The following is a 20,443-nucleotide window of genomic DNA, read 5'->3' as shown; positions in this document are numbered from 1 at the left end:
GGTTGGAAACCTGCATCTCCAATTTAGGGCCTCCCGGCTCAAGAGTCGAATCGTCAGGCCAGGCATGGCGGAACGGAGGCATCGACGCCATCCTGCCTGTCAGCCGCCATCCGTGGGAGCGCAGGGAGGATATAGCTGCGATTTTCATCCGAGAGGCATCCGGCGTGTCAGCCGGGAGGCCGGCACTCCGCATATCCCGCGCTCTGCCATGCAAAAGCGTGCGTCGGGCTACCGGCCTTCCCGGGCCCAGAGCAGGGTGACGCCGCCCAGCAGCAAGGCAAGGCCGAGCAGGCCCGCGAAGAGCGGGATAGTGTCGATGCCCTGTACCACCGACGCCTCGCTGCGCTTGAGGCCGATCCAGCCGCTGCCGCCATAGGCGGAGCCGGCGCCGACCGCGCGAACCGCCGGTATCGACAGGCCGGACGCGGTGGCGAGGCGCTCCACGCTGCCGCCGGTCTCGCCGGCTATGCCCTTCAGCCTGTCGGGCGTGGAGAGCAGGTCCTGGAATTCGCGTGGATTGGCGGGACCGACATTGGTGATCGCCTGCAAGGCGCCGTCCTGGGCCCGCCACAACCCCATCACGTCGGTGGAATAGACTGCGCTCCACAGGCCCGGTTTCTCCGGTTTGAGGGCAAGCCTGACCTTCTCGCCATTCGGGCCGATCAGTTCGACCGGTGCCGCCGTCTCCGCCATGGTCTGGCGCTCGACCGTGATGTCGCGACCGACAGCCCGTGCACGCAGAGCCTCCTCGTCGAGATCCGGCTCCTTCAAAAGCCAGTGCGACAGGCGCCGCAGCAGATCGACATGGGGCCCGCCGCCCTCGTAGCCACGTGCCCACAGCCAGGCATGGTCGGATAGCAGCAGGGCCACCCGGCCCTTGCCCTGGTGGGCGAGCACGAGCAGCGGATCGCCTCGGGCGCCGGTCATCACGGCGCTGCCCTCGCGCAGCTTGGTCTCTACCGTGGTGAACCATTGGCCCCAGGCCGGCGGATTGGCATTGCCGCCCGGCAGGTCCCGCGTCACCGGATGGCGTTTGCCGAGCGCGCTGATCTCCGGCCGGTAGGGCTGATAGAGCACGTTGCCAGATGGCGAGGCCGGCAGGATCTCGGCCAGGCCGGTACCCCACAGACTGTTCTCGGAGGCGTAATCGGCGCCCGATGCCAGCAGGATCGCCCCGCCATTGCGCACGAACTCCGTCATATTGTCGAAATAGGCGGCCGGCAGCAGGCCTTCCTGCGCGTAGCGGTCGAAGATGATCAGGTCGAAGCGGTTGATCTCCTCGTCGAACAGGCGGTGCGTCGGGAACTGGATCAGGGAGAGCTCGTTGATCGGGGTGCCGTCCCCCTTCTGCGGCGGCCTGAGAATGGTGAAATGCACGAGCTCGACATTGGCGTCGGCCTTGAGCAGGTTGCGCCAGGTGCGCTCGCCGGCATTGGGTTCGCCCGAGACCAGCAGGACGCGCATCTTCTCGCGGATGCCCTCGATCTGCAGCACGGCCCGGTTGTTCACCGGCGAGAGTTCGCCCGGCACGGTTTCGGCTTCGAGCTCGACCACATTCACGCCGGCATGCTCGATCGGCACCTGCAGCGAGGACAATTCGCCGACCGGCACGGTGGTGCGCGCAATCTCCTCGCCATCGCGGCGCAGGGTCACCGCGGCGGTCGACGGCATGTTCGGACCGCGATCGACGACGCGGAAGCGAATGGTGGTGGCCTGCTTCACCAGTCCGAAGCGCGGCGCCTCGACCAGGTTGATCTGGCGGTCGCGTTCATCCTCCCGGCCGGTGATCAGGGCATGGAGCGGCGCCTTGAAACCGAGGGCCGCCGCCCGAGCCGGCACGTCGTGGACCACGCCGTCCGTCAGCAGGATGGCGCCACCGACGCGGTCCGGCGGCACGTCGGACAGGGCAGTCGCCAAGGGAGCGAAGAGCTGGGTGCCGTCAGCACCGGACTTGACCCCGCCCCCCGCTTCGACCACCCGCAGCTCGGTATTGCCCAGCGCCTTGATCTGCCGGCTCAGCTCGTCGCGGGCCGCGTCTGTCTGCCGCGTCCTTTCGTCCAGCGACTGGGAGGCGGAACGGTCGACCACCAGGGCCACGACATTGGGCAGCACCGCGCGCTGCTCGCGCGTCAGGATGGGTCCGGTGAGAGCGAGGACGAACAGGCCCAGCACCAGCGCGCGCAGCCAGGCCCCACGCAGCCGCGCCAGCAGGCACAGCGCCGCGACCGCAGCCGCCAGCACGGCCAGGCCGATGACGACAGGCCAGGACAGCAAGGGCAGGAATTGCAGGGAGAAATCGCTCATCAGCGGCCGAGCCTCTCCAGGAGATCCTGTACATGCACCTGATCCGCCTTGTAGTTGCCGGTCAGCGCATACATCACCATGTTGACGCCGGCGCGATAGGCCAGCTCACGCTGGCGCTCCAGCCCGGTGGAAACGGGAAAGAGCGGATTCATCTGGGCATCGACGGCCCAGGCTGCGGCCAGATCGTTGGAGGTGATGATCAAGGGCGAAACACCGTCTCCCCCCAGCACGGGCTTGTCGCTGTCCTCGGATGTCGGGGCGGTGGCCTGCACCCAGGTTTCGCCATTGTCGTAACGCCCGACGAATTTGTCGAGCAGGTAGAAGGTCTTGGTCAGCACGTGCTTGGCCGGTATGGGTTCGAGCTCGGGAATGTCGAGCCCCGAGAGCAGGCGCTTGAGCGTTTCACCGGCCGGGGTGGCCGCTCCCCCCGCATCCTGCTGCACCGCATCGCGCGTATCGAAAATGATGGTGCCACCCGATTTCATGAACGCGTCGATGCGCGCCATCACTGCCGGCGGCGGCGGTTCCTTGCCCGGCACGATCGGCCAGTAGATCAGCGGATAGAAGGCCAGTTCGTCCTTGGCCGGATCGATGCCATCGGGCGGCCCCGGCTCCAGCGCCGTGCGTTCGGCGATATAGGCGGTCAGGCCCTTGAGACCGGCGAGGCTGGTATCGTCCGTCTCCTTGTCGCCGGTGACGACATAGGCAAGGCGGGTCTTCAGCGCAGCGTCGAAGGGGCGGCTCTGCGCCTGGGCATCCGGTGATGCCAACAGGGTGAGGGACAGCGCCAGCACGACGAGGGCCGCCGACCCCACACCGGGACGGGCAAGACGCGTCCAGCCGCCCGCCATGAAGAAGACGATCAGGGCATCGGCCAGCAGCAGGGCCAGCGCGACCAGCAGCAGAACGGGCCCGAGGGCGATCGGCTTGGCAACCGTATAGTCGGCCAGGGACGCATTCACGGTGGTATAGTCCAGGGGTTTCAACACGGCATTGGCAGCCAGCGCATTGACGGCCACCAGGCCATCGGGCGGCCCGTAGAAGCCGGGCGGATGATCGGGACGGCCGATGCCGGGCTGATCCGCCCGCACGGGCTGGGCGGTGGCCGGCGGCACCTGGAAAGCACCCTGCCCATCGAGCGTCCGGCTCGGCGCAGCATAGACCGGCGCTGCGGCGCTCGCCTGCGCTGCGGCAGCCCCCGCAACCGGCGCGGATTTGGCCAGCCCCACCACCTTGCGCAGCATCTCCACGAAGGTTCCCGACAGGACGAGGTTGGACCAGGTGGTGTCGGCCGTCACGTGAAAGAGCACGATGACGCCATTGCCCCGTTTCTCGGCCGTGACCAGCGGCGTGCCATCGGCCAGGGCAGCCCAGGTCCGGCCGGGCAGATCGATATCGGGCTCGGCCAGCAATTGGCGCTTGACGCTGACGTCATCCGGCAAGGCGAGGCCTGCGAAGGGGCTATTGGCATCGAAGCTGCCGAGCTTTTGCGGCTTCTCCCAGGAGAGCGTCCCGCCCAGTGTGCGCCCGCCCTGGCGCAGCTTCACCGGCAGCAGCGTATTCTCGGCGGCAGCGAGACGCGAGCCGGCAAAGCGCACCAGAACGCCGCCATTCTCGATCCAGGTCGAGAGCTTGGCTTCGGCATCGCCGAGATTGCCGACATCGGCCAGCATCAAGACCGGCAGTTTGTCATCGAGAAAGCGGCCGATCGCCTCGGCCGGCGAGGTTCCCTCGGCAGTCCTCACATCGGCATAGGGCTCGAGCGCTCGCGTGAGGTAATAGTTCGCCGACAGCAGGGGCTGGCTGACATCCTTGTCCTGCCCCGAGACGATGCCGACCATGCGGCGGCGCCAAGTGCGGTCGAGCAACTGCACCGCTCCGGCCGACGCGTCGCCGACGATTTCCAGCCGCGCCACATCATTGCGAATGTCGACGGGCAGGTCGAGCTGCGCCGTGGTCTCGCCGGCGCCTGCCGGGAAACTGAAATCGGCTTGGCCAACCGGCAGGTTCTTGAGGTCGAGCGCCCTCACCGTGCCTGACAAGACGCGATCGAGCTTGCCCGTGCGCAAAACGCGCACCGAGATGCCGCTCGGCGCATTGGCCGCGCCCGCAAGGGCCAGCGAACTGCGGCCATCGTCACGATAGACCGTCACCCGCCCCTGCTTGCCGGCTTCCGACAAAGCGGCGAGAAAGCCATTGTCGCCATCCCCTGCCAGGCCGTCCGAGAACCAGACGATCTCGGCCTCCGGCGCCGCACGCAGGAAGGAGGCGATGGCGGGCGCATAGGCGCCACGATTGGCCTGCCAGGGCTGCGGAGCAAGCGCTGTGAGGCGCGGACCGAGGCTCGCAGCAGGACTGAGCGAAAGATCGGTGAGCGGCTCGGCCAGGGCCGCCATTGCCACCGGGCGGCGATCCTGCTCGGCCGCGGCGAGTGCGGCCTGGATCACTTCCTGGCGCTTTGCCCAGGTCGCGGCGGAACCCCAGCCATTGTCGACGAGGAACAACAGCGGCGCCGTACGCGTCGGTCCGGCCTGACTGAAAGGCCGCAGCGTCGGCACGGCCAGCATGGCGATCACCAAGGCAGCCAGGATGAGGCGCAAGGCCGTCAGCCACCAGGGCGAGCGCGCTGCCACCCGCCCGCGCGGCAACAGGCCGTAGAGCAGGCGCAAGGGTGGAAAGTCGACGCGTTGCGGCCGTGGCGGCACCAGGCGCAGCAGCAGCCAGATGGCCGGCAGCAGGGCCAGAGCCGCCAGCATCCAGGGCGAGGCGAGAGCCAGCGAACCTAGCATCGACCAAGCCTCCGTCCGCCAGGCTTGCGTTCGGCAACAGGTGTTCCGTCATCCCCGGCTGCGCCACTCGCGAGCGAAGCGAGAGAGGGCGAAGGGAAGGGGATCCAGGGACCAAAGGCATCGGTTGCAGCCCTGGATCCCCTTCCCTCGGCCTCCGGCCTCGCCGGGGATGACAGAGCACTTATCCCCAAACGTCTCCCCAACCTCCGTGGGCCAGGCCTTTCGATCACCGCCATCAGGCCCCCTCCCCCTGCTGCAGCAACGGATGCAGGGCCAGCACGGCCTGGGAGGCCGGCTTGTCGGTGCGATGCAGCGTCATGCTCCAGCCATAGCGGTGCGTGATCGCCCGCAAGGCGTCACGATGGGCGGCAAGCCTAGCCTCATAGGCCTGGCGGATGTCCTGGGCCCGCGGAGCCTGGAACTTCGCTCCCGTTTCAGGATCGATCAGTTCGGTACGGCCGGCAAACGGAAAGGTCTCTTCGATCGGATCGGCGACGACCAGGAGATGACCGCGCGCGCCGCGAGCCGCCAGGGCCGCAATGGTGCCCCCCGTTACTTCCGGCTCGTCGAGAAAATCACCGATCAGAATGGCTTCGCTGCGAGGGCCGAGCGCAATCCGCTCGGGCAGTCCGCTGCGCTCCGCCGTGGCGGGCGGAGCCACCGCCATCAAGGCGAGAGCGAATTTTTCGATAATCGCCCTCTGCGAGGTCGGCCGGGCCAGGCCGATCAGGCCGACGCGTTCACCGCCCTGCACCAGGAGGTCGGCAAAAGCCAGGCACAGCACCAGTGCCCGTTCGAGCTTGGAGGTCTGCGCCAGGCTCGACGCCAGATTCATCGAGATCGAACGATCGACCCATAGCCACAGGGTCTGGGCCGCGTCCCATTCGTGCTCGCGCACATAAAGTTCGTCGCCACGCGCCGACCGGCGCCAGTCGACATTGGCAGCCGCCTCTCCGGGGGCAAAATGGCGGAACTGCCAGAAATTCTCGCCCTGTCCGGCCCGGCGGCGGCCATGCAGGCCATGCAATGCCGTCGCCGCCACGCGGCGCGCCTCCAGGGCAAGCCTGGGCATGGCTTCGGCCAGATCGAGCGCCGCCTGCTGCAGGCCTGATGACCTGACCGCCTTATGCTCGTCGATCAGCCGCGTGGAAACCGCCATTCGGCTCAGCCCAATTTGCGCGCAAGGCGTCCGATCACGCCCTCGATGCTCTCGCCATCGGCCCGGGCGGCAAAGCTGAGGGCCATGCGGTGCTTGAGCACGGGTTCGGCGAGGGCGATGACATCGTCGATCGAAGGAGAGAACCGGCCCTGCACCAGGGCACGTGCCCGCACAGCGAGCATCAGGGCCTGGCTGGCGCGCGGGCCCGGGCCCCAGGCGATTTTGCCGGCAAGGTCGGGCGTCTCGCCGGGGCGGGCCGAGCGCACCAGCGTGAGGATGGCCTCGACCACCGATTCGCCGACCGGCAACCGCCGGACCAGGCGTTGTGCGCTCAGGAGATCCTCCACGCTCATGGCGGGCCGCGCGGGAGCCTCCTCGGCGCCTGTGGTGAAGAGCAAAATGCGCTTCTCGTCCTCGCGATCGGGATAGGGCACGTCGATCTGCATCAGGAAACGGTCGAGCTGGGCTTCCGGCAAGGGGTAGGTGCCCTCCTGCTCGAGGGGGTTCTGCGTCGCCAGGACATGGAAGGGCTTGGGCAGGTCATGGCGCTCGCCCGCCACGGTGATGTGATATTCCTGCATCGCTTGCAGCAGGGCCGACTGGGTGCGCGGCGAGGCGCGGTTGATCTCGTCGGCCATCAGCAATTGGGCAAAAACCGGACCGCGCACGAAACGGAAGCTGCGCTTGCCGGTCTCGCTGGCGTCGAGCACTTCGGTGCCGAGGATGTCCGAGGGCATCAGGTCCGGCGTGAACTGCACGCGCTTGGCATCGAGCCCCAATACCACGCCGAGCGTTTCGACCAGCTTGGTCTTGGCAAGGCCCGGCACGCCGACGAGCAGGCCGTGCCCGCCGGAAAGCAGGGTGATCAGGGCGCCATCGACCACGGCCTCCTGGCCGAAGATCACGCCATGCACCGCTTCGCGGGCCCGCTTGATCAGATCTGCCGTGTTTTCAGCCGAGCGGATGATGGCTTCATCGAGATTGGTGGCGGTATCGGCCGTCATCATGCCTCGCAGGAAACGCGCCGGACAGGCGCTGGATAATGGGAAAGCTTGCGCGATTCCCTTGTATCGCAGGATACTAGAGAGCAACTAAGGCAGGAGCGAGAGTTTCTCTGCCGTTTTCACGTCCGTTTTATCACCGAGTGTTTTCGACTATGGCCCAGACCGATCTGGCCGGATTGACCAAGGCCGTCAAGGAAACCGGCAAACATGCCGGCGCCCGTCCGGTGCATCTGTGGAATCCCCCGTTCTGCGGCGATATCGACATGCGTATCGCGGCCGATGGCAGCTGGCATTACATGAAGAGCCCGATCGGGCGGATCGAACTCGTCAAGCTGTTTGCCTCGATCCTGCGCCGTGACGAGGATCGCTATGTGCTGGTGACGCCGGTGGAGCGCGTCGGCATCGCAGTGGATGACGCGCCCTTCGTCGCCGTGGAAATGCGCGTGGAAACAGGCGCAGGCGGGCAGATCCTGTCCTTCCGCACCAATGTCGACGACTGGACCGAGGCCGGCCCGGACCATCCCATGCGGTTCGAGATCGGGGCTTCCGAGGGGCTGAAGCCCTATGTGCATGTGCGCGCCGGCCTTTGGGCTCGGGTCAATCGCGCTCTCTATTACGATCTTGCCGACCTCGGCGAGATCCGGGAAGTCGACGGGGTCGCCCTGTTCGGCGTCGCCTCTGGCGACAGCTTCTTTGCCATGGCCCCTGCCGATGAAATCGGTGCCGAGCCTCGAAACACCAATCCCTGACATGCTGACCGCCCTGCCCCCTGAGACCCACCATCCCGAGCTCGAGGCCTTCCTCGAACGAGCCCGACACCGGCTTGCCGTCGAGGCGCCGGCAGGGCTCCATCTCGACAGCGTGCCTGATCATGGCGATCACCGCTTCTCCCCCGGCCTGCTTGCCGAATTGCCCGCGGCGCCCTCCAAGCCAGCGGCCGTGCTGATCGCCCTCATCGACCGGCCCGACGGACCCACGGTGCTGCTCACCCATCGTTCGAGCGCACTGCGCAACCATTCGGGCCAGATCGCTTTTCCCGGCGGTCGCATCGATCCCGACGACGGCAGCGCCCTGGCAGCTGCGATGCGCGAGGCCGAGGAGGAGGTCGGGCTGTCGGCCAGCCTGATCAGCCCGATCGGCTATCTCGATCTCTATCTTACGGGCTCGGGCTACCGTATCGCGCCGGTGGTGGCCCTGGCCGATCCGGGCATGGTGCTGCATCTCAATCCCGCCGAGGTCGACAGCGTGTTCGAATGCCCGCTCGCCTTCCTGATGGATCCGGCCAACCACATTGCCGAAAGCCGGGAATGGCGCGGTGCCATGCGCCAATATTATGCAATTCCCTGGCAGGGCCACTATATCTGGGGCGTGACGGCGGGGATCATCCATACCCTCTATGAGCGGATCTATGGCTGAGACGATGAAGGTCGCAAGCTGATGTTCCGGCCTTTCCTGTTCGAGGCAGTGCTGTTCATCCTGCCTTTCCTGGTCTATGGGATCTGGGTGCTGCTGCGCGGCGGCCAGCCTGGCACCCCCGAGCGGACAGGGGTCCCGCTGCTGCGACTGATCGCGCTGGGTGTGGTGAGCATGGCGGTTGGCCTGGCGCTCTTTGCCCATTATGGCGGAGCCCCTGCCGGCAGTGCCTATGTCCCCGCGCATATGGAGGACGGCAAGCTGGTCGAGCCTCAGACACGATAGGGAAAAGTGCGCATTCTCCGAATCGGATTTTCTCTCTAACTTATTGTTTTGACGCATTTTCTCAGCTGAGCAGCCCGACGACTTTTCTTGAAGATGCCATTGGATGCATGACCGGATGGATGAGCGTTTCCCCTGGCTCGACAAGCCCCCCTTGTCGACGCTGCTCGCGGCCCTGAACCAAGACGGGGAAGAAGCGCGGGTGGTGGGAGGCGCCGTGCGCAATGCCCTGCTCGGCGAGGCCGTCGCCGACTGGGACATCGCCACCACGGCCCTGCCCGTCGAGACCCAGGCCCGGGCTCGGGCGCGCGGCTGGAAGGTCGTGCCCACCGGCATCGAGCACGGCACCGTGACCGTGGTCATCGATGGCCACCCGCTCGAAGTGACGACGCTGCGCGAGGACATCGAGACCGACGGCCGCCGCGCCGTGGTGCATTTCGGCCGCGACTTCCGGGCCGACGCATTCCGGCGCGACTTCACCATCAATGCCCTCTCGCTCACCCCCGACGGCCGGCTGCACGACTATGCCAGCGGCCTTGCCGACATCGCCGAGCGGCGGGTGCGCTTCCTCGGCGAGGCCGATCAGCGTATCGCCGAGGATTATCTGCGCATTCTGCGTCTTTTTCGCTTTCATGCCCGTTTCGGGCAGGGACCGCTTGATAAAGCGAGCTTCACAGCGGCGATACGCGGACGCGAGGGCCTGCGCCGGCTCTCGGCCGAACGCATCAGGGCCGAGCTCCTCAAACTGCTCACGGCGCCGCACGCCAGCGAGGTCCTCGCCGAGATCGAGGCTGCCGGTTTTCTCGGCATCCTGCTGGGGGGTATCTCACGCGTCGAGGCGTTTCGTCGCCTCGCGGACCTCGAAGCCCGGGGCCAGACGAAACCCGACGCCATCCGGCGGCTGGCGGCCCTCAGCCTGTTCACGCGGCAGGATGCCGAGCGGCTGGCGGCACGGCTGCGGCTATCGAACGCCGAGGCCAAACGCCTGGCCACGATTGCCCTGTTGCTGGAGCGCGTCAGACACGCCCCCACCCTTCCCAAGGCCCGGGAATGGCTTTATCGCCTGGGCCCGGAGCTTTACCGCGACGGCATGCTCGTCGCGGCCGCGCACCATCCCGACGCCGATTTTGCCGAGGCCCTGGCTTTACCGGAGCATTGGAGCATTCCCGAGCCCCCGTTCAGCGGCAGGGATCTCGCGCAATTCGGCATCAAGCCTGGCCCGCGCATCGGCCGCATCCTCGCGCGCGCCGAGCAGGCCTGGATCGACGGCGGCTTCACGGAGGATGGCGCACAGCGTCAGGCCCTCCTGGACGAAGCAGTGCGCATGACCACCTGACCAGCCCGATATCTGGAATGCCCGGCCGGTTCAGCCGCCGCGCGCAGCGCCCGCAACCCCTTCGAAGGCCCCCTCCACCAGTTCCTTCACCAGGAGGCGCAGGGGATCGACCGGCCCGGGCAGCATGACCCGTCCTGGCGCGATGCGCGTGAAGCCGACCCGGCTGTAATAGGGCTCGTCGCCCACCAGGATGACGAGCCGATGGCCAATCTCGGCGGCCTCGGTCAGGCTGGCCTGCATCAGCGTCAGGCCGATGCCGCGCGAGCGGAAGGCGGGCTCCACCGTCAGGGGCCCGAGGAGCAAGGCCGGGGCCTCGCCGACATGGATCGGTGTCAGCCGGATCGAGCCCACGATCATCGAACCGATGCGCGCCACATAGGACAGTTTGGGATGCGGCGGCACGCCTTCGCGCAGGCGGAAGGCCGTGCGGGCGAAGCGGCCGGGCCCAAAGGCCCGTTCGTGCAGCTTGTCGATGACGGCACCGTCGTCGGGCGTCTCGGGGGTGAGGTCGATGGCGATTTCAGGCATTGCGATGGTTCCGGCAGGCAGGGAGCGCCCGCCGGCTTGACCGTTCAGGCGCGCGAAAGGGAGTGGGGCGAAACCACGGTTCGTCGTCGCAGCTGAAGGCTCTTCGTCATCATGGCCGGCGCGTACAGCAAAAGAGGCCGTCTTACAACCGGATTTATCGATCGGACGATATTTTGCTGCGCGGATCGTGCCATTTCGGGAACCCGCGCATCGCAAATGCCGTCGGCACGGACCGCCGCATCACCACAGGCCATCCGGCTGTCGCCGTCCCGCCACTTCATCGAGCCGACGGCGGGTCGCCTTGGTGGTTTCCTCCGGCAGGGCATCGAGGGGAAAGAAGCCGGCCTCGGCGATCTCGTGATCCGGCAGGCGGGGTTGTGCCTGGGTGTAGTGCCGCACCAAGAAGAAGGCAATGTGGTCGCGGCGGCTGATCTCCCGATTCCAATAGAGCCCCTGCAGCTCGGGCGATGCATCGAGATGGATATGCCCCTCCTCATCCAGCTCACGGGCCAGGGCCTCCAGTGCGGTTTCCTCGGTCTCGACGCCTCCTCCCGGAAGATACCAGCCCGGCACATAGGTATGCCGCACCAGAAAGACCCTGCCCTGCCCGTCGAGCACGGCGGCGCGCACGCCCAAAGTCATACCACGCTGCATGCGGGAATAGACCATGAAAAGCGGAGTCACCAGACGTCCGATCTTCTGTCGCAATGTAATTGAAGAAGAATTCATTCATCGACGCTCAGTGATTGGAAGGAAGTGGCCAGGCCCTGTCTGGGATCATATCGCAAAAAACTTCCCACACCCTGCCATCTCGCCCATGCATGGCTGTCCAGCGTGCCAAGCAGCCTTTACCGGCTGGTAAAATACCTGTTCCTGCGGTATAGAAGCGCCACCCCAATAGAGGAGACCCAGGGGCCTTCGCCCCGGTATAGTTCGATGTTTACCTATTTCCGGCTGCTTGCCAGCGCCGTTCGTATCCGTGCCAAGACCCAGGCTACCCGCGACACTGTCGCATTGTTGACCTTCAGCAAAGCTTAACGATCGTCCCGCTGCGTAGCGGCGGTTGATGGTCCCCGACCAAAACGACGCCTGCCGTTCGCGAGAACGCGCAGGCGTTTTGCGTTGACAGAGGCAGGCCATATGGCCACGCTAGCGTCACTGCCTGTCGCTTCGTGATTACCCCGCCTCCCCGATTGCCTCCTCATGTTCAAGCTCGCGCATCTTTCAGACCCCCATATCGGGCCTTTGCCGCGAGCCAGGGCCAAGGAACTGGCGGGAAAGCGGGTTCTGGGCTGGATCAACTGGAATCGAGGGCGCCGGGACGTCCACCGCATGGATGTGCTGCAGCAACTCCTGGTGGATTTGCATGCGCAGGCGCCCGACCATATCGCCTTGACCGGCGACGTGGTCAATCTCGCTCTGCCTGGCGAGTATCCGGCGGCGCGCGCTTTTCTCGAAACCGTCGGCGCGCCCGACTTCGTCTCGCTGGTGCCCGGCAATCACGATGCCTACACCAAGGGCGGCGCCCTCCATTTGCTCTCGGCCTTCGATCCCTGGATGCGCGGCGACAACGCCGGCGCCCATCCCCTCGACGAGGACGAGCGCTTTCCCTATGTGCGCATCCGCGGAAAAGTGGCGCTTGTCGGCCTGTCCAGTGCGATTCCGACCGCGCCTTTCATGGCCACCGGCAAGCTCGGTCCGCGCCAGATCGCCAAGCTCGGCCCCATCCTCGAACATCTGGAGCATGAAGGCTATTGCCGCGTGGTCATGCTGCATCATCCCGTGCGACGTCAGGACGCCGGACCGACCGCGATGCTGATCGATTGCGACCGGCTGAACGCCGTGCTGCGCCGTACCGGGGCAGAGCTCGTCCTGCACGGGCATATCCACACCGGGCTGGTGCATCGCATCAAGGGCCCCAAGGGGCCGATACCGGTGGTCTGCACCCCCTCGGCCTCGGCCGCCCCGGAGCGTGCCCGCTGGCCGGCCTCCTACAATCTCTTCTCGATCACCGGCAAACAGAAGAACTGGAAAATCGGGCTGACGGTCCGGGGCTTCGTAGCCGCCGGCCACCCGCCAGAGCAGCTGCGTTCGCAAGAACTGGCCTGAAGGCGGCAGCATCGCTCGAGGGAGTGGATGCGCCGGGCTTGACCCGGCTATCCAGAAGCCACCCGCCGAAGAGAACGGTATTGCCTGCGAGAGCGCCCTGAATGGGAGCGCCTTCGGAGTTTCATCCGGATCCGCCGTTACGCGGCAGCCCGCCTGTGGGCGATCACAGCAAGCCGCGCCTGGCCAGGTTGCGCAGGAGGTGGCTGGCACCGAAGGTCCAGGGCGGTGCGTCGGAACTGCGCACCATGCGATTGGTGAGCGAGCCGAGCTCGGGGGCAGCAATGGTGACGATATCACCGATCTTGTGGGTGAAGCCCTTACCCTTCTCGTCGCGATCATCGATGGGCGCGAACATGGTGCCCAGGAAGAGGACCGCGCCGTCGGGATACTGATGGTTGACGCCGATCATCTGCGAGACGAGATCGCCAGGATCGCGGCTGATCTTGGAGATCGAACTCATGCCGGTGAGCCGGTAGCCTTCGGGCCCGCGTACCTCCAGCGTCACGTCGGCGCGCCTGACATGATCGAGCGAGAAGGTGGAGTCGAACAGGCGCACGAAGGGGCCGACCGCCGCCGATGCGTTGTTGTCCTTGGCCTTGGAGAGGAGCAGGGCCGACCGGCCCTCGAAATCGCGTAGGTTGACGTCGTTGCCCAGCGTCGCGCCGACGATCTTGCCGGCAGCAGAAACCACCAGCACCACTTCCGGCTCGGGATTGTTCCAGGTCGAATTGGGATGAAGGCCGGCATCGGCGCCGGTACCGACGGCCGCCATGGGCTGGGCCTTGCTGAAAATCTCGGCATCCGGTCCGATACCGACTTCCAGATATTGCGACCATGCGCCCTGGGCGATCAGCACCTCCTTCAGCTTTGCAGCCTCGGCCGAGCCGGGACGCAGGCGCGCCAGGTCGTCACCGACCAGCTTGACGATCTCAGCCCTGAGGGAAGCGGCTGCAGCCGAGTTTCCCCGCGCCTTCTCCTCGATCACCCGCTCGAGCATCGACACCACGAAGGTGACACCGGCCGCCTTGATGGCCTGGAGATCGATCGGCGCCAGCAGCCAGGGCTTGCGCAGGTCGCGGTTGGCCGGCGGCGTGTTGGCCAGGATTTCCGCCAGGGCCCCGATTTCGGTGGAGGGTGCCGCCTTGGCAGCCTGGGCTGGATTTCGCGCTTCGCAGAGATCCCTGACCGTCGGGAAGCTGGAGGTAATGTCGTGCAGGCCATCCTCCTTGGCAACCACGACGGCCGGTCCCTCGACATCCGGCAGCCAGACACGCCCGATCAATGTCCCGGCGACACCGTCGACCGGGAGGGTATTTTCGGGGGTGAGCGTGAACGACATTGCGGACCTCGCGGCTGGTAAGAGCTCTATCAACCTGCCCTTAGCGTCAACCGCGCGAATGGGCAAGACTTGCATAAGCGGTATACAAAGATATGCGCCGTACGAATGTGGATTAACCTCACGGGTATAGGCCTGTAAGCAAAATTGACTAGCGAGGTATTCTCATGGATTTAAGATTTAACTCAATATATAAAGAGACAAATACAAAATATTTCAAAAATTTAAACGCCAATATTTTGGTATTAGGTTTTGTTTTAAAAGTTTAACACACAAAACCTAACGTCTACGGCCACATTCGGCCATCCCACGCATGCAACTAGTCCGACGAATTCCACGCGATACGGAGCGCTCTAGGTATTAAAGTACGTGCTAGAGACGTTCCGAGATTGCAAAAAAGCTCCGAAAATCTTCCGGCGTGTCCAAGCTGGAATCATAGACAGGATTGCGTGTAGGAAAAGCCGCGATTTGGTCGGGATAATCGGCAATCAGACTTTCGCTCAAAAGATCAACGCCCTCCACGTCAAAATCCGGCGGTATCATCACGGGGTAGCCTCTTCGCTCGCCGCGTACCGGAACCAGTGCCTTGCGCCGGTCACCGGCGCTGTATTGCTTGATCAAACCGGCGATTTCACGCTCCGTCAGTCGCGGCTGATCGCCGACACATAACATGATACCGTCGTACCGCCTCTGGGCCGCGAGCAGGCGCGCGCGCTCAAAAGCCCGCCGGATTGCGGTCGCCGCGCCATCGGACGGAGGCGAAGCCACGAATTCGACCGGTGTGCGGACGAGCGCCTCCTCGATGCGTTCCCGCTGGTGGCCGGTCACCACAATGACGTCGGCGATGACGCCGCGGATGGTCTCGACGACATGGCGGATCATCGGGCGGGCAGAAATATCGAGCAACAGCTTGTTGCAGCCCATGCGCCGCCCTTCGCCGCCGGCGAGGACGATCGCGATGTAATTCGCCAAAGGCCGATCATCGTCCGTGGGCATGGATGACACTTTTCTCTTTGGAAAAGGCAAAGCGGCATACACGCTTTTGGCCTGATTGGCCATCGTGGAAGCGACCCGCGTGGATGAAATCGATCACGTCCGCGCGGTTAACGCTTCTTTTTGAAAATGGCCGGTAAACTCCGGGTATGTTGCGTCGCGTTGCGTGTTCTCTCGTGCTGGGTACGGTTCTGGGTAGCCTGGCTGGTTGCGGGTCGTTCTTCAATCTCGAAGAGCGAGAACCCTGGCGTGCCCAGGCCGAATCCCAGTGCCTTGCTTCCGGCGAGGTCCGGGAAACCGCCGGCATTCGCATCGCCCAGGCGATCGAAGGACCTGGCGTCTGCGGTGTCGACCACCCCTTCCGCGTCACCGCCCTCAATACCACCGGAGCACCTGCCGCGCCGGTCTATGCGGCGCTGCGGCCCCGCGCACCGGCAACCGTGGCCCCTCAGCCGAATGAGGCACCTCAGCCGCAATATGCTCCGCAACCATCGGGCGCACCGGATGGCTTGCTGCCGCCTGCAGCGGTCGGCGACCAGACCGGCGCGATCGGTGACGGCGACGCTTCGGCTCCGATGTCCTACCGGGCTGCTCCATCCCCCGGTCCGGTTCGTATCGCCGACGGTGGCCCCTTCTCGGTCTCGATGGATCGCAGCCTGGTGCTGTCCTGCTCGATGATCCCCGCCATCACACGCTGGCTGGTTCAGGACGTGCAGCCGGCGGCGATGGCCAATTTCGGATCCCCGATCGTGGAGATGACGACGTTCGGCAGCTATTCCTGCCGCCGGCGCAACAATGGCCATTTCGGCCGCATGTCCGAACACGCTTTCGCCAATGCCGTCGACGTCAAGGGCTTCAAGCTGGCCGACGGCCGCGAGACGCGCATCCTGACCGGCTGGCGTGGTTCGGCCCAGGAGCGCGGCTTCTGGCGCGATATCGCCTTTGGCGCCTGCGCCAAGTTCACCACCGTGCTCGGCCCCGGCGCGCCGCTGCACGACAACCATCTGCATCTCGATCTCGCCCGCCACGGCGTACGCAGCAAGAGCATCTGCCGCCCGCGCCCTCCCGCCGGCTGGGTCGCCGCCGCGCAGCGTGGTGCCGGCGGGGCACCGCCGCCGTCCGAGGACTATACGGGCTCGATCCAGGACGTTCCGGCCGGCGGCTATGACGAATGACGGCGCCCTAAGCCAGGAGCGCCGCCTCTTCCTCCCCGATCACACCCAGCCGCGTCGCCGCCCGCAAAAGATGGCGGCGCATGGCGCTGCGCGCATTCGCAGCCGAACCCGCCTCGATGGCACGGCAGATGTCGCCATGTTCCTCGATGACGCTGTCGACATGAGCCGGCCCCTTCTGCGTCAGGGTGTTGCTGCGGGCAACCGTCACGCTCTGATGCAGCAGCAGGGATAGATAGCGCTGGAAATCGGCGACCTTGCCATTGCCGCTTGCCGCCGCGACGGCGCGATGAAACTCGATATCGGCACCGACGCCGAGATCCTCGCCAAGCTTGGTGCGATCCATTTCCTGCAGCCAGTGCCGGAGCGTGGCGAGATCGTCTTGCGAACGGCGGACTGCGGCGAGACCGGCACCTTCCACTTCGAGGCACAGGCGCAATTCGAAGATCTCGCGCAGGGCAATGCCGCTGCCGACTTCGGCATCGCGGATACGGAAGGAGCGCTGCAGCGGGGCGGCGCTGACAAAAACCCCGGCGCCCTGGCGGCTGACCACGATGCCATCGGCCTTCAACCGGGATACCGCCTCGCGGATCACCGTGCGGCTGACGCCGAAGCTGGCGGCCAGTTCGGGCTCGGTCGGCAGGCGGGCACCCGCTTCATAGTGCCCCTTCTCGATATCCTCCTGCAGCGCGGCAACCACCCGATCGGCCAGAGGCAAGGGCCTGCCGATCCGCCTGTCCTCATCGCCGACAGGCCCCGCAGCTTCCGGGACCGGGCGCATTCGCTCTTTGAGGGCCAAATACGCCTCCTCCTGGATTCTCGAGCGGACCATTGCCGAGATTGGAAATGTTACGCGGACCGACAATCCGTTTCAAAACATCGCGAGACTAAATTCATCATATGACCATGTCACTATGTGATATTGACATGTTTCTACCATTGTGGAAGCCTCCCATCAACTTCGCAAGTCAGGACATACGACCCGATCACGGACTGGCCGCGCGGCTCCCTCGCCCGGCTCGGCAGAATGGTCGCCGGCGCAGGAGGACATGACGATGGCACCCATCGATCGGGGCGCGAACGAGACCATCTTCACCCTGGAGGCAACGCAGCTCAAATTCGGCAATGGGGCGGTCGAGGAACTCGACTGGGAGCTCAAGCGCCTTGGGCTGCACAAGATATTGCTGGTCGCCGATCCTCGGCTGCGCCGGCTCGGGATTACCGAACGCGTCACCGGCATTATCGCGCGCGCCGGCGTCGGCATCAGCGTCTTCGAGAGCATTCTCGTCGAGCCGACCATCGAATCGCTGGGGGAAGCTGCGGCCTTCGCCGCATCCCAGGATGTCGACGGCTTCGTTGCCCTGGGCGGGGGCTCGACCATCGACACCGCCAAGGTGGCCAACCTGATCCGCAGTCATGGCGGCGCCATCATCGACTATGTCAACGCGCCTGTCGGCGGCGGCCGCAAGCCTCCCTCGCCCCTGCGCCCCCTGATCGCCATCCCGACCACGTCCGGCTCGGGCTCGGAAGCGACCACGGTGGCGGTCCTCGACATTCCCGAACTCAAGATGAAGACCGGCATCTCGCATCGCTACATGCGGCCGACGCTGGCCATCGTCGATCCCGAACTGGCGCGCACCACGCCGGGAGCGGTCACGGCCTCCTGCGGCCTCGACGTCGTCTGCCACGCGGTGGAATCCTTCATCTCCCGCCCCTTCGACGCCAGGCCGCGCCCGGCCACGCCGGATGATCGGCCGCCCTATCAGGGCAGCAATCCGGTGGCCGACATCTGGTCCCTCAAGGCGATCGAGTTCGGCGGGCGCTTCCTCGAGCGCGCCGTCCGCGACGGCAATGACCTGGAAGCGCGCGGAACCATGATGCTCGGCGCCACCATGGCCGGCATCGGCTTCGGCACGGCGGGGGTGCACATCCCGCATGCCTGCGCCTATCCCCTCGCCGGCCTCAAGCACAGCTACAGCGCCCCCGGCTATGAAACGAGCCACAATTTCGTGCCGCATGGCTTTTCGGTGATCGTCACCTCCCCCGCCGTGTTCCGCTTCACCTATGACGCGGCGCCCGACAAGCACATCCAGGCGGCAGAGCTCCTCAATGCCGGGCCGATCGCCAATCCGGGCCCGGACTCGCTGCCGGACACCCTGATCAGGCTGATGAAGGCTGTGGGTGCACCATCGGGCATCGCCGAACTCGGCTATGGCGAGGAAGACATTCCCGCTCTGGTGCAAGGGGCGCTCAAGCAGCAACGCCTCCTGGTCGGCGCACCCAAGGCCATCGATGCCGCCGGGATCGAGGCCGTCATGCGCCAGTCCCTGCGCAACTGGTAGGCATGCCGGACGGAAAAAATACCAGGAGGAAAGCATGGGTGAGATCGAACTGCACATGTTCCAGTGCGGCACGCTGAAGTGCAAGCTGCACAACATCAAGATGAATCAGGGTGCCAACACGGACTACGAGATCCCCGTGCCCTGGTACCTGCTCAAGCACCCCAAGGGGCTGGTGGTGATCGATGGCGGCAATGCCGTCGAGTGCGCCAGCGATCCGCGAGGCTATTGGGGCGGCATCTCGAAGACCTATTGGCCGGTGATGCAGGAGAGCGATGGCTGCGTGCAGAAGCTTGCCGCCATGGGTATTTCGCCTGACGGCGTCACCCATGTCGTGCAGTCGCATCTGCATCTCGACCACACCGGCGCGATCGGCCGCTTCCCCAATGCCGTGCATGTCGTGCAACGCCGCGAATATGAATATGCCTATGCGCCGGACTGGTTCGCCGCCGGCGGCTATATCCGCGCGGATTTCGACCGGCCCGGCCTGAAATGGCAATTCCTGGAGGCCGAGGCCACCGATGGCTACGATCTGTTCGGCGACGGCACGCTCAAGATGATCTTCACGCCCGGCCATGCACCGGGTCACCAGTCCTTCCTGGTCACCCTGCCCAAGAGCGGCGCCATCCTGCTGGCTGTCGATGCCGCCTACACGCTCGACCATTGGAACGAGAGGGCCCTGCCCGGCTTCCTTGCCTCGACGGTCGATACGGTGCGCTCCGTGCAGAAGCTGCGGTCCCTGGCGGCGAAGACGGATGCCAAGGTGGTCACCGGCCACGACCCCGACGCCTGGCCGAGCTTCAAGCAGTCTCCGGGCTTCTACGACTGAGGCTCTCTCCGGTGCAGCTTACGGCGCGACGGCCTCTCCCATCCGTCGCGACCGCCTTGCCAGCAGATTGGCGACCACCAGCAGGATGATCGAGAGCCCCATCATCAGGGTCGCCGCAGCGGTGATAGCGGGGCTCAATTGTTCGCGCAGGCCCGTGAACATTTCGAGCGGCAGCGTGCGCTGGCTGGCGCTGGCGAGGAACTGCACCACCACCACCTCGTCGAAGGAGGTCACGAAGGCGAAGGCCGCACCGGACAGCACGCCGGGCAGGATCAGCGGCAGCATCACGCGGAAGAAGCCGGTCAGAGGCCTGGCACCAAGGATGGCGGTCGCCCGCATGAGGTTGCGGTCGAAGCCGGACAGGCTCGCCCCCACCGTGACCACGACGAAGGGGCTCGCCAGCACCGTGTGGGCCAGGATGATGCCGACATAGCTGTTGGCGAGGCCCATCCGCGCATAGAAGAGATAGGTGCCGACCGCGGTCACCACCACCGGCACGATCAGGGGCGAGATGAGCAGCGGTACGATCAGGCGCCGGGCCGGAAAACGTGGATCGGAGAGGCCGATCGCCGTCAATGTCCCCAGCACGGTGGCCAGGATGGTGGCCCCGATGCCGATGAGCAGGCTGTTGCCGATAGCCGCGAGCCAGCGCGGCGTGCCCAGCACCACCTCGTACCAGCGCGTGGACACGCCCTGGAGTGGGAAGGTGAAGAAGGACCCCGAGTTGAAGGACAGCGGCACCGGCACGAAGATGGGCACCACCAGGAAGATCAGCACCAGGACGCACCAGGTCCAGAGCAGGCCGACGCGGATCCGTTCACCGAGCGTTGGGTAAGGCGACAGCATGATG

The 20,443-nt window shown here is 65.6% G+C and carries 18 protein-coding genes; 8 read left to right on the top strand and 10 right to left on the bottom strand.

The annotated features are described in order from the left end of the window. Nucleotides 1–228 precede the first annotated feature (228 nt). From ACIGJE_RS10890 to ACIGJE_RS10875, 4 genes are all read right to left on the bottom strand, one after another. A complete protein-coding gene (locus ACIGJE_RS10890; RefSeq protein WP_483680049.1) occupies nucleotides 229–2,304 on the bottom strand; it encodes a hypothetical protein in 2,076 nt (691 codons plus the stop codon). Continuing rightward, complete coding sequence (locus tag ACIGJE_RS10885) at nucleotides 2,304–5,093, bottom strand: DUF4159 domain-containing protein (protein WP_483680047.1); 2,790 nt, start codon at nucleotides 5,091–5,093, stop codon at nucleotides 2,304–2,306. Before ACIGJE_RS10885 ends, ACIGJE_RS10890 begins: the two co-directional genes overlap by 1 nt. 235 nt (nucleotides 5,094–5,328) lie before the next feature. Next, nucleotides 5,329–6,252, bottom strand: coding sequence for a DUF58 domain-containing protein (locus ACIGJE_RS10880; protein WP_415083359.1), 924 nt, complete (start codon nucleotides 6,250–6,252; stop codon nucleotides 5,329–5,331). A gap of 5 nt (nucleotides 6,253–6,257) precedes the next feature. Continuing rightward, nucleotides 6,258–7,256, bottom strand: coding sequence for an AAA family ATPase (locus ACIGJE_RS10875; protein ID WP_311933607.1), 999 nt, complete (start codon nucleotides 7,254–7,256; stop codon nucleotides 6,258–6,260). 152 nt (nucleotides 7,257–7,408) lie between these two features. Here ACIGJE_RS10875 and ACIGJE_RS10870 point away from each other — a divergent pair, with 152 nt between their 5' ends. The 4 genes from ACIGJE_RS10870 to ACIGJE_RS10855 all read left to right on the top strand — a co-directional run bounded on the left by ACIGJE_RS10870 (nucleotide 7,409) and on the right by ACIGJE_RS10855 (nucleotide 10,287). Beyond that, nucleotides 7,409–8,005: a DUF1285 domain-containing protein gene (locus ACIGJE_RS10870; protein WP_311933609.1), complete on the top strand. Its 597-nt coding sequence runs from the start codon at nucleotides 7,409–7,411 to the stop codon at nucleotides 8,003–8,005. Nucleotide 8,006: 1 nt separating this feature from the next. Beyond that, nucleotides 8,007–8,672 (top strand): CoA pyrophosphatase, encoded by a 666-nt coding sequence (locus ACIGJE_RS10865; protein ID WP_311933611.1) that lies wholly within the window; start codon nucleotides 8,007–8,009, stop codon nucleotides 8,670–8,672. A gap of 21 nt (nucleotides 8,673–8,693) precedes the next feature. After that, nucleotides 8,694–8,954: a DUF6111 family protein gene (locus tag ACIGJE_RS10860; protein WP_311933613.1), complete on the top strand. Its 261-nt coding sequence runs from the start codon at nucleotides 8,694–8,696 to the stop codon at nucleotides 8,952–8,954. A gap of 115 nt (nucleotides 8,955–9,069) precedes the next feature. Then, complete coding sequence (locus tag ACIGJE_RS10855) at nucleotides 9,070–10,287, top strand: CCA tRNA nucleotidyltransferase (protein WP_311933615.1); 1,218 nt, start codon at nucleotides 9,070–9,072, stop codon at nucleotides 10,285–10,287. Nucleotides 10,288–10,317: 30 nt separating this feature from the next. Here ACIGJE_RS10855 and ACIGJE_RS10850 read toward each other — a convergent pair whose 3' ends face one another. Together ACIGJE_RS10850 and ACIGJE_RS10845 are read right to left on the bottom strand one after the other, a co-directional pair. After that, the gene (locus ACIGJE_RS10850) at nucleotides 10,318–10,815 is read right to left on the bottom strand and encodes a GNAT family N-acetyltransferase (RefSeq protein ID WP_311933616.1); all 498 of its coding nucleotides are present in this window, start codon (nucleotides 10,813–10,815) and stop codon (nucleotides 10,318–10,320) included. Between the two features lie 240 nt (nucleotides 10,816–11,055). After that, complete coding sequence (locus tag ACIGJE_RS10845) at nucleotides 11,056–11,499, bottom strand: NUDIX domain-containing protein (protein WP_311933618.1); 444 nt, start codon at nucleotides 11,497–11,499, stop codon at nucleotides 11,056–11,058. Between the two features lie 519 nt (nucleotides 11,500–12,018). On the opposite strand from ACIGJE_RS10845, the gene ACIGJE_RS10840 reads away from it, so the two are divergent. Continuing rightward, a complete protein-coding gene (locus tag ACIGJE_RS10840; RefSeq protein WP_311933620.1) occupies nucleotides 12,019–12,924 on the top strand; it encodes a metallophosphoesterase family protein in 906 nt (301 codons plus the stop codon). 163 nt (nucleotides 12,925–13,087) lie between these two features. On the opposite strand, the gene ACIGJE_RS10835 is transcribed toward ACIGJE_RS10840, so the two are convergent. Together ACIGJE_RS10835 and ACIGJE_RS10830 are read right to left on the bottom strand one after the other, a co-directional pair. Then, entirely contained in the window at nucleotides 13,088–14,263 is a 1,176-nt protein-coding gene (locus ACIGJE_RS10835; RefSeq protein WP_367624167.1) for a fumarylacetoacetate hydrolase family protein, read from the bottom strand. 369 nt (nucleotides 14,264–14,632) lie between these two features. Next, nucleotides 14,633–15,319 carry a nucleotidyltransferase family protein gene (locus ACIGJE_RS10830; RefSeq protein ID WP_367624168.1) on the bottom strand — a complete coding sequence of 229 codons (687 nt, stop codon included), beginning with the start codon at nucleotides 15,317–15,319 and terminating at the stop codon, nucleotides 14,633–14,635. Nucleotides 15,320–15,429: 110 nt separating this feature from the next. Here ACIGJE_RS10830 and ACIGJE_RS10825 point away from each other — a divergent pair, with 110 nt between their 5' ends. Beyond that, complete coding sequence (locus ACIGJE_RS10825; RefSeq protein WP_311933625.1) at nucleotides 15,430–16,428, top strand: extensin-like domain-containing protein; 999 nt, start codon at nucleotides 15,430–15,432, stop codon at nucleotides 16,426–16,428. Nucleotides 16,429–16,435: 7 nt separating this feature from the next. On the opposite strand, the gene ACIGJE_RS10820 is transcribed toward ACIGJE_RS10825, so the two are convergent. Continuing rightward, nucleotides 16,436–17,224 carry a FadR/GntR family transcriptional regulator gene (locus tag ACIGJE_RS10820; protein ID WP_483680043.1) on the bottom strand — a complete coding sequence of 263 codons (789 nt, stop codon included), beginning with the start codon at nucleotides 17,222–17,224 and terminating at the stop codon, nucleotides 16,436–16,438. Nucleotides 17,225–17,474: 250 nt separating this feature from the next. On the opposite strand from ACIGJE_RS10820, the gene ACIGJE_RS10815 reads away from it, so the two are divergent. Both ACIGJE_RS10815 and attM read left to right on the top strand, forming a co-directional pair. After that, nucleotides 17,475–18,767, top strand: coding sequence for a hydroxyacid-oxoacid transhydrogenase (locus ACIGJE_RS10815; protein ID WP_311933630.1), 1,293 nt, complete (start codon nucleotides 17,475–17,477; stop codon nucleotides 18,765–18,767). A gap of 34 nt (nucleotides 18,768–18,801) precedes the next feature. Next, a complete protein-coding gene (gene attM / locus ACIGJE_RS10810) occupies nucleotides 18,802–19,593 on the top strand; it encodes an AttM family quorum-quenching N-acyl homoserine lactonase (RefSeq protein WP_415083377.1) in 792 nt (263 codons plus the stop codon). An 18-nt stretch (nucleotides 19,594–19,611) separates the two neighbouring features. Here the strand turns inward: attM and ACIGJE_RS10805 are convergent, their stop codons facing one another. Beyond that, entirely contained in the window at nucleotides 19,612–20,442 is an 831-nt protein-coding gene (locus ACIGJE_RS10805) for an ABC transporter permease (protein WP_415083464.1), read from the bottom strand. Nucleotide 20,443: the final 1 nt, after the last annotated feature.

It is taken from the genome of Labrys sp. E2SS-1L (assembly GCF_057073705.1).
The sequence above is the reverse complement of the archived record's forward strand: the minus strand, read 5'-3'. Positions and strand labels throughout refer to the sequence as shown.

Coding starts and splice junctions, on each gene's coding strand:
- ACIGJE_RS10880 (WP_415083359.1), bottom strand. CDS start 6,252: ATGGCGGTTTCCACGCGGCTGATCGACGAGCATAAGGCGGTCAGGTCA.
- ACIGJE_RS10840 (WP_311933620.1), top strand. CDS start 12,019: ATGTTCAAGCTCGCGCATCTTTCAGACCCCCATATCGGGCCTTTGCCG.
- ACIGJE_RS10835 (WP_367624167.1), bottom strand. CDS start 14,263: ATGTCGTTCACGCTCACCCCCGAAAATACCCTCCCGGTCGACGGTGTC.
- ACIGJE_RS10815 (WP_311933630.1), top strand. CDS start 17,475: ATGACGATGGCACCCATCGATCGGGGCGCGAACGAGACCATCTTCACC.
- ACIGJE_RS10860 (WP_311933613.1), top strand. CDS start 8,694: ATGTTCCGGCCTTTCCTGTTCGAGGCAGTGCTGTTCATCCTGCCTTTC.
- ACIGJE_RS10830 (WP_367624168.1), bottom strand. CDS start 15,319: ATGGCCAATCAGGCCAAAAGCGTGTATGCCGCTTTGCCTTTTCCAAAG.
- attM (WP_415083377.1), top strand. CDS start 18,802: ATGGGTGAGATCGAACTGCACATGTTCCAGTGCGGCACGCTGAAGTGC.
- ACIGJE_RS10885 (WP_483680047.1), bottom strand. CDS start 5,093: ATGCTAGGTTCGCTGGCTCTCGCCTCGCCCTGGATGCTGGCGGCTCTG.
- ACIGJE_RS10855 (WP_311933615.1), top strand. CDS start 9,070: ATGGATGAGCGTTTCCCCTGGCTCGACAAGCCCCCCTTGTCGACGCTG.
- ACIGJE_RS10870 (WP_311933609.1), top strand. CDS start 7,409: ATGGCCCAGACCGATCTGGCCGGATTGACCAAGGCCGTCAAGGAAACC.
- ACIGJE_RS10850 (WP_311933616.1), bottom strand. CDS start 10,815: ATGCCTGAAATCGCCATCGACCTCACCCCCGAGACGCCCGACGACGGT.
- ACIGJE_RS10875 (WP_311933607.1), bottom strand. CDS start 7,256: ATGACGGCCGATACCGCCACCAATCTCGATGAAGCCATCATCCGCTCG.
- ACIGJE_RS10865 (WP_311933611.1), top strand. CDS start 8,007: ATGCTGACCGCCCTGCCCCCTGAGACCCACCATCCCGAGCTCGAGGCC.
- ACIGJE_RS10890 (WP_483680049.1), bottom strand. CDS start 2,304: ATGAGCGATTTCTCCCTGCAATTCCTGCCCTTGCTGTCCTGGCCTGTC.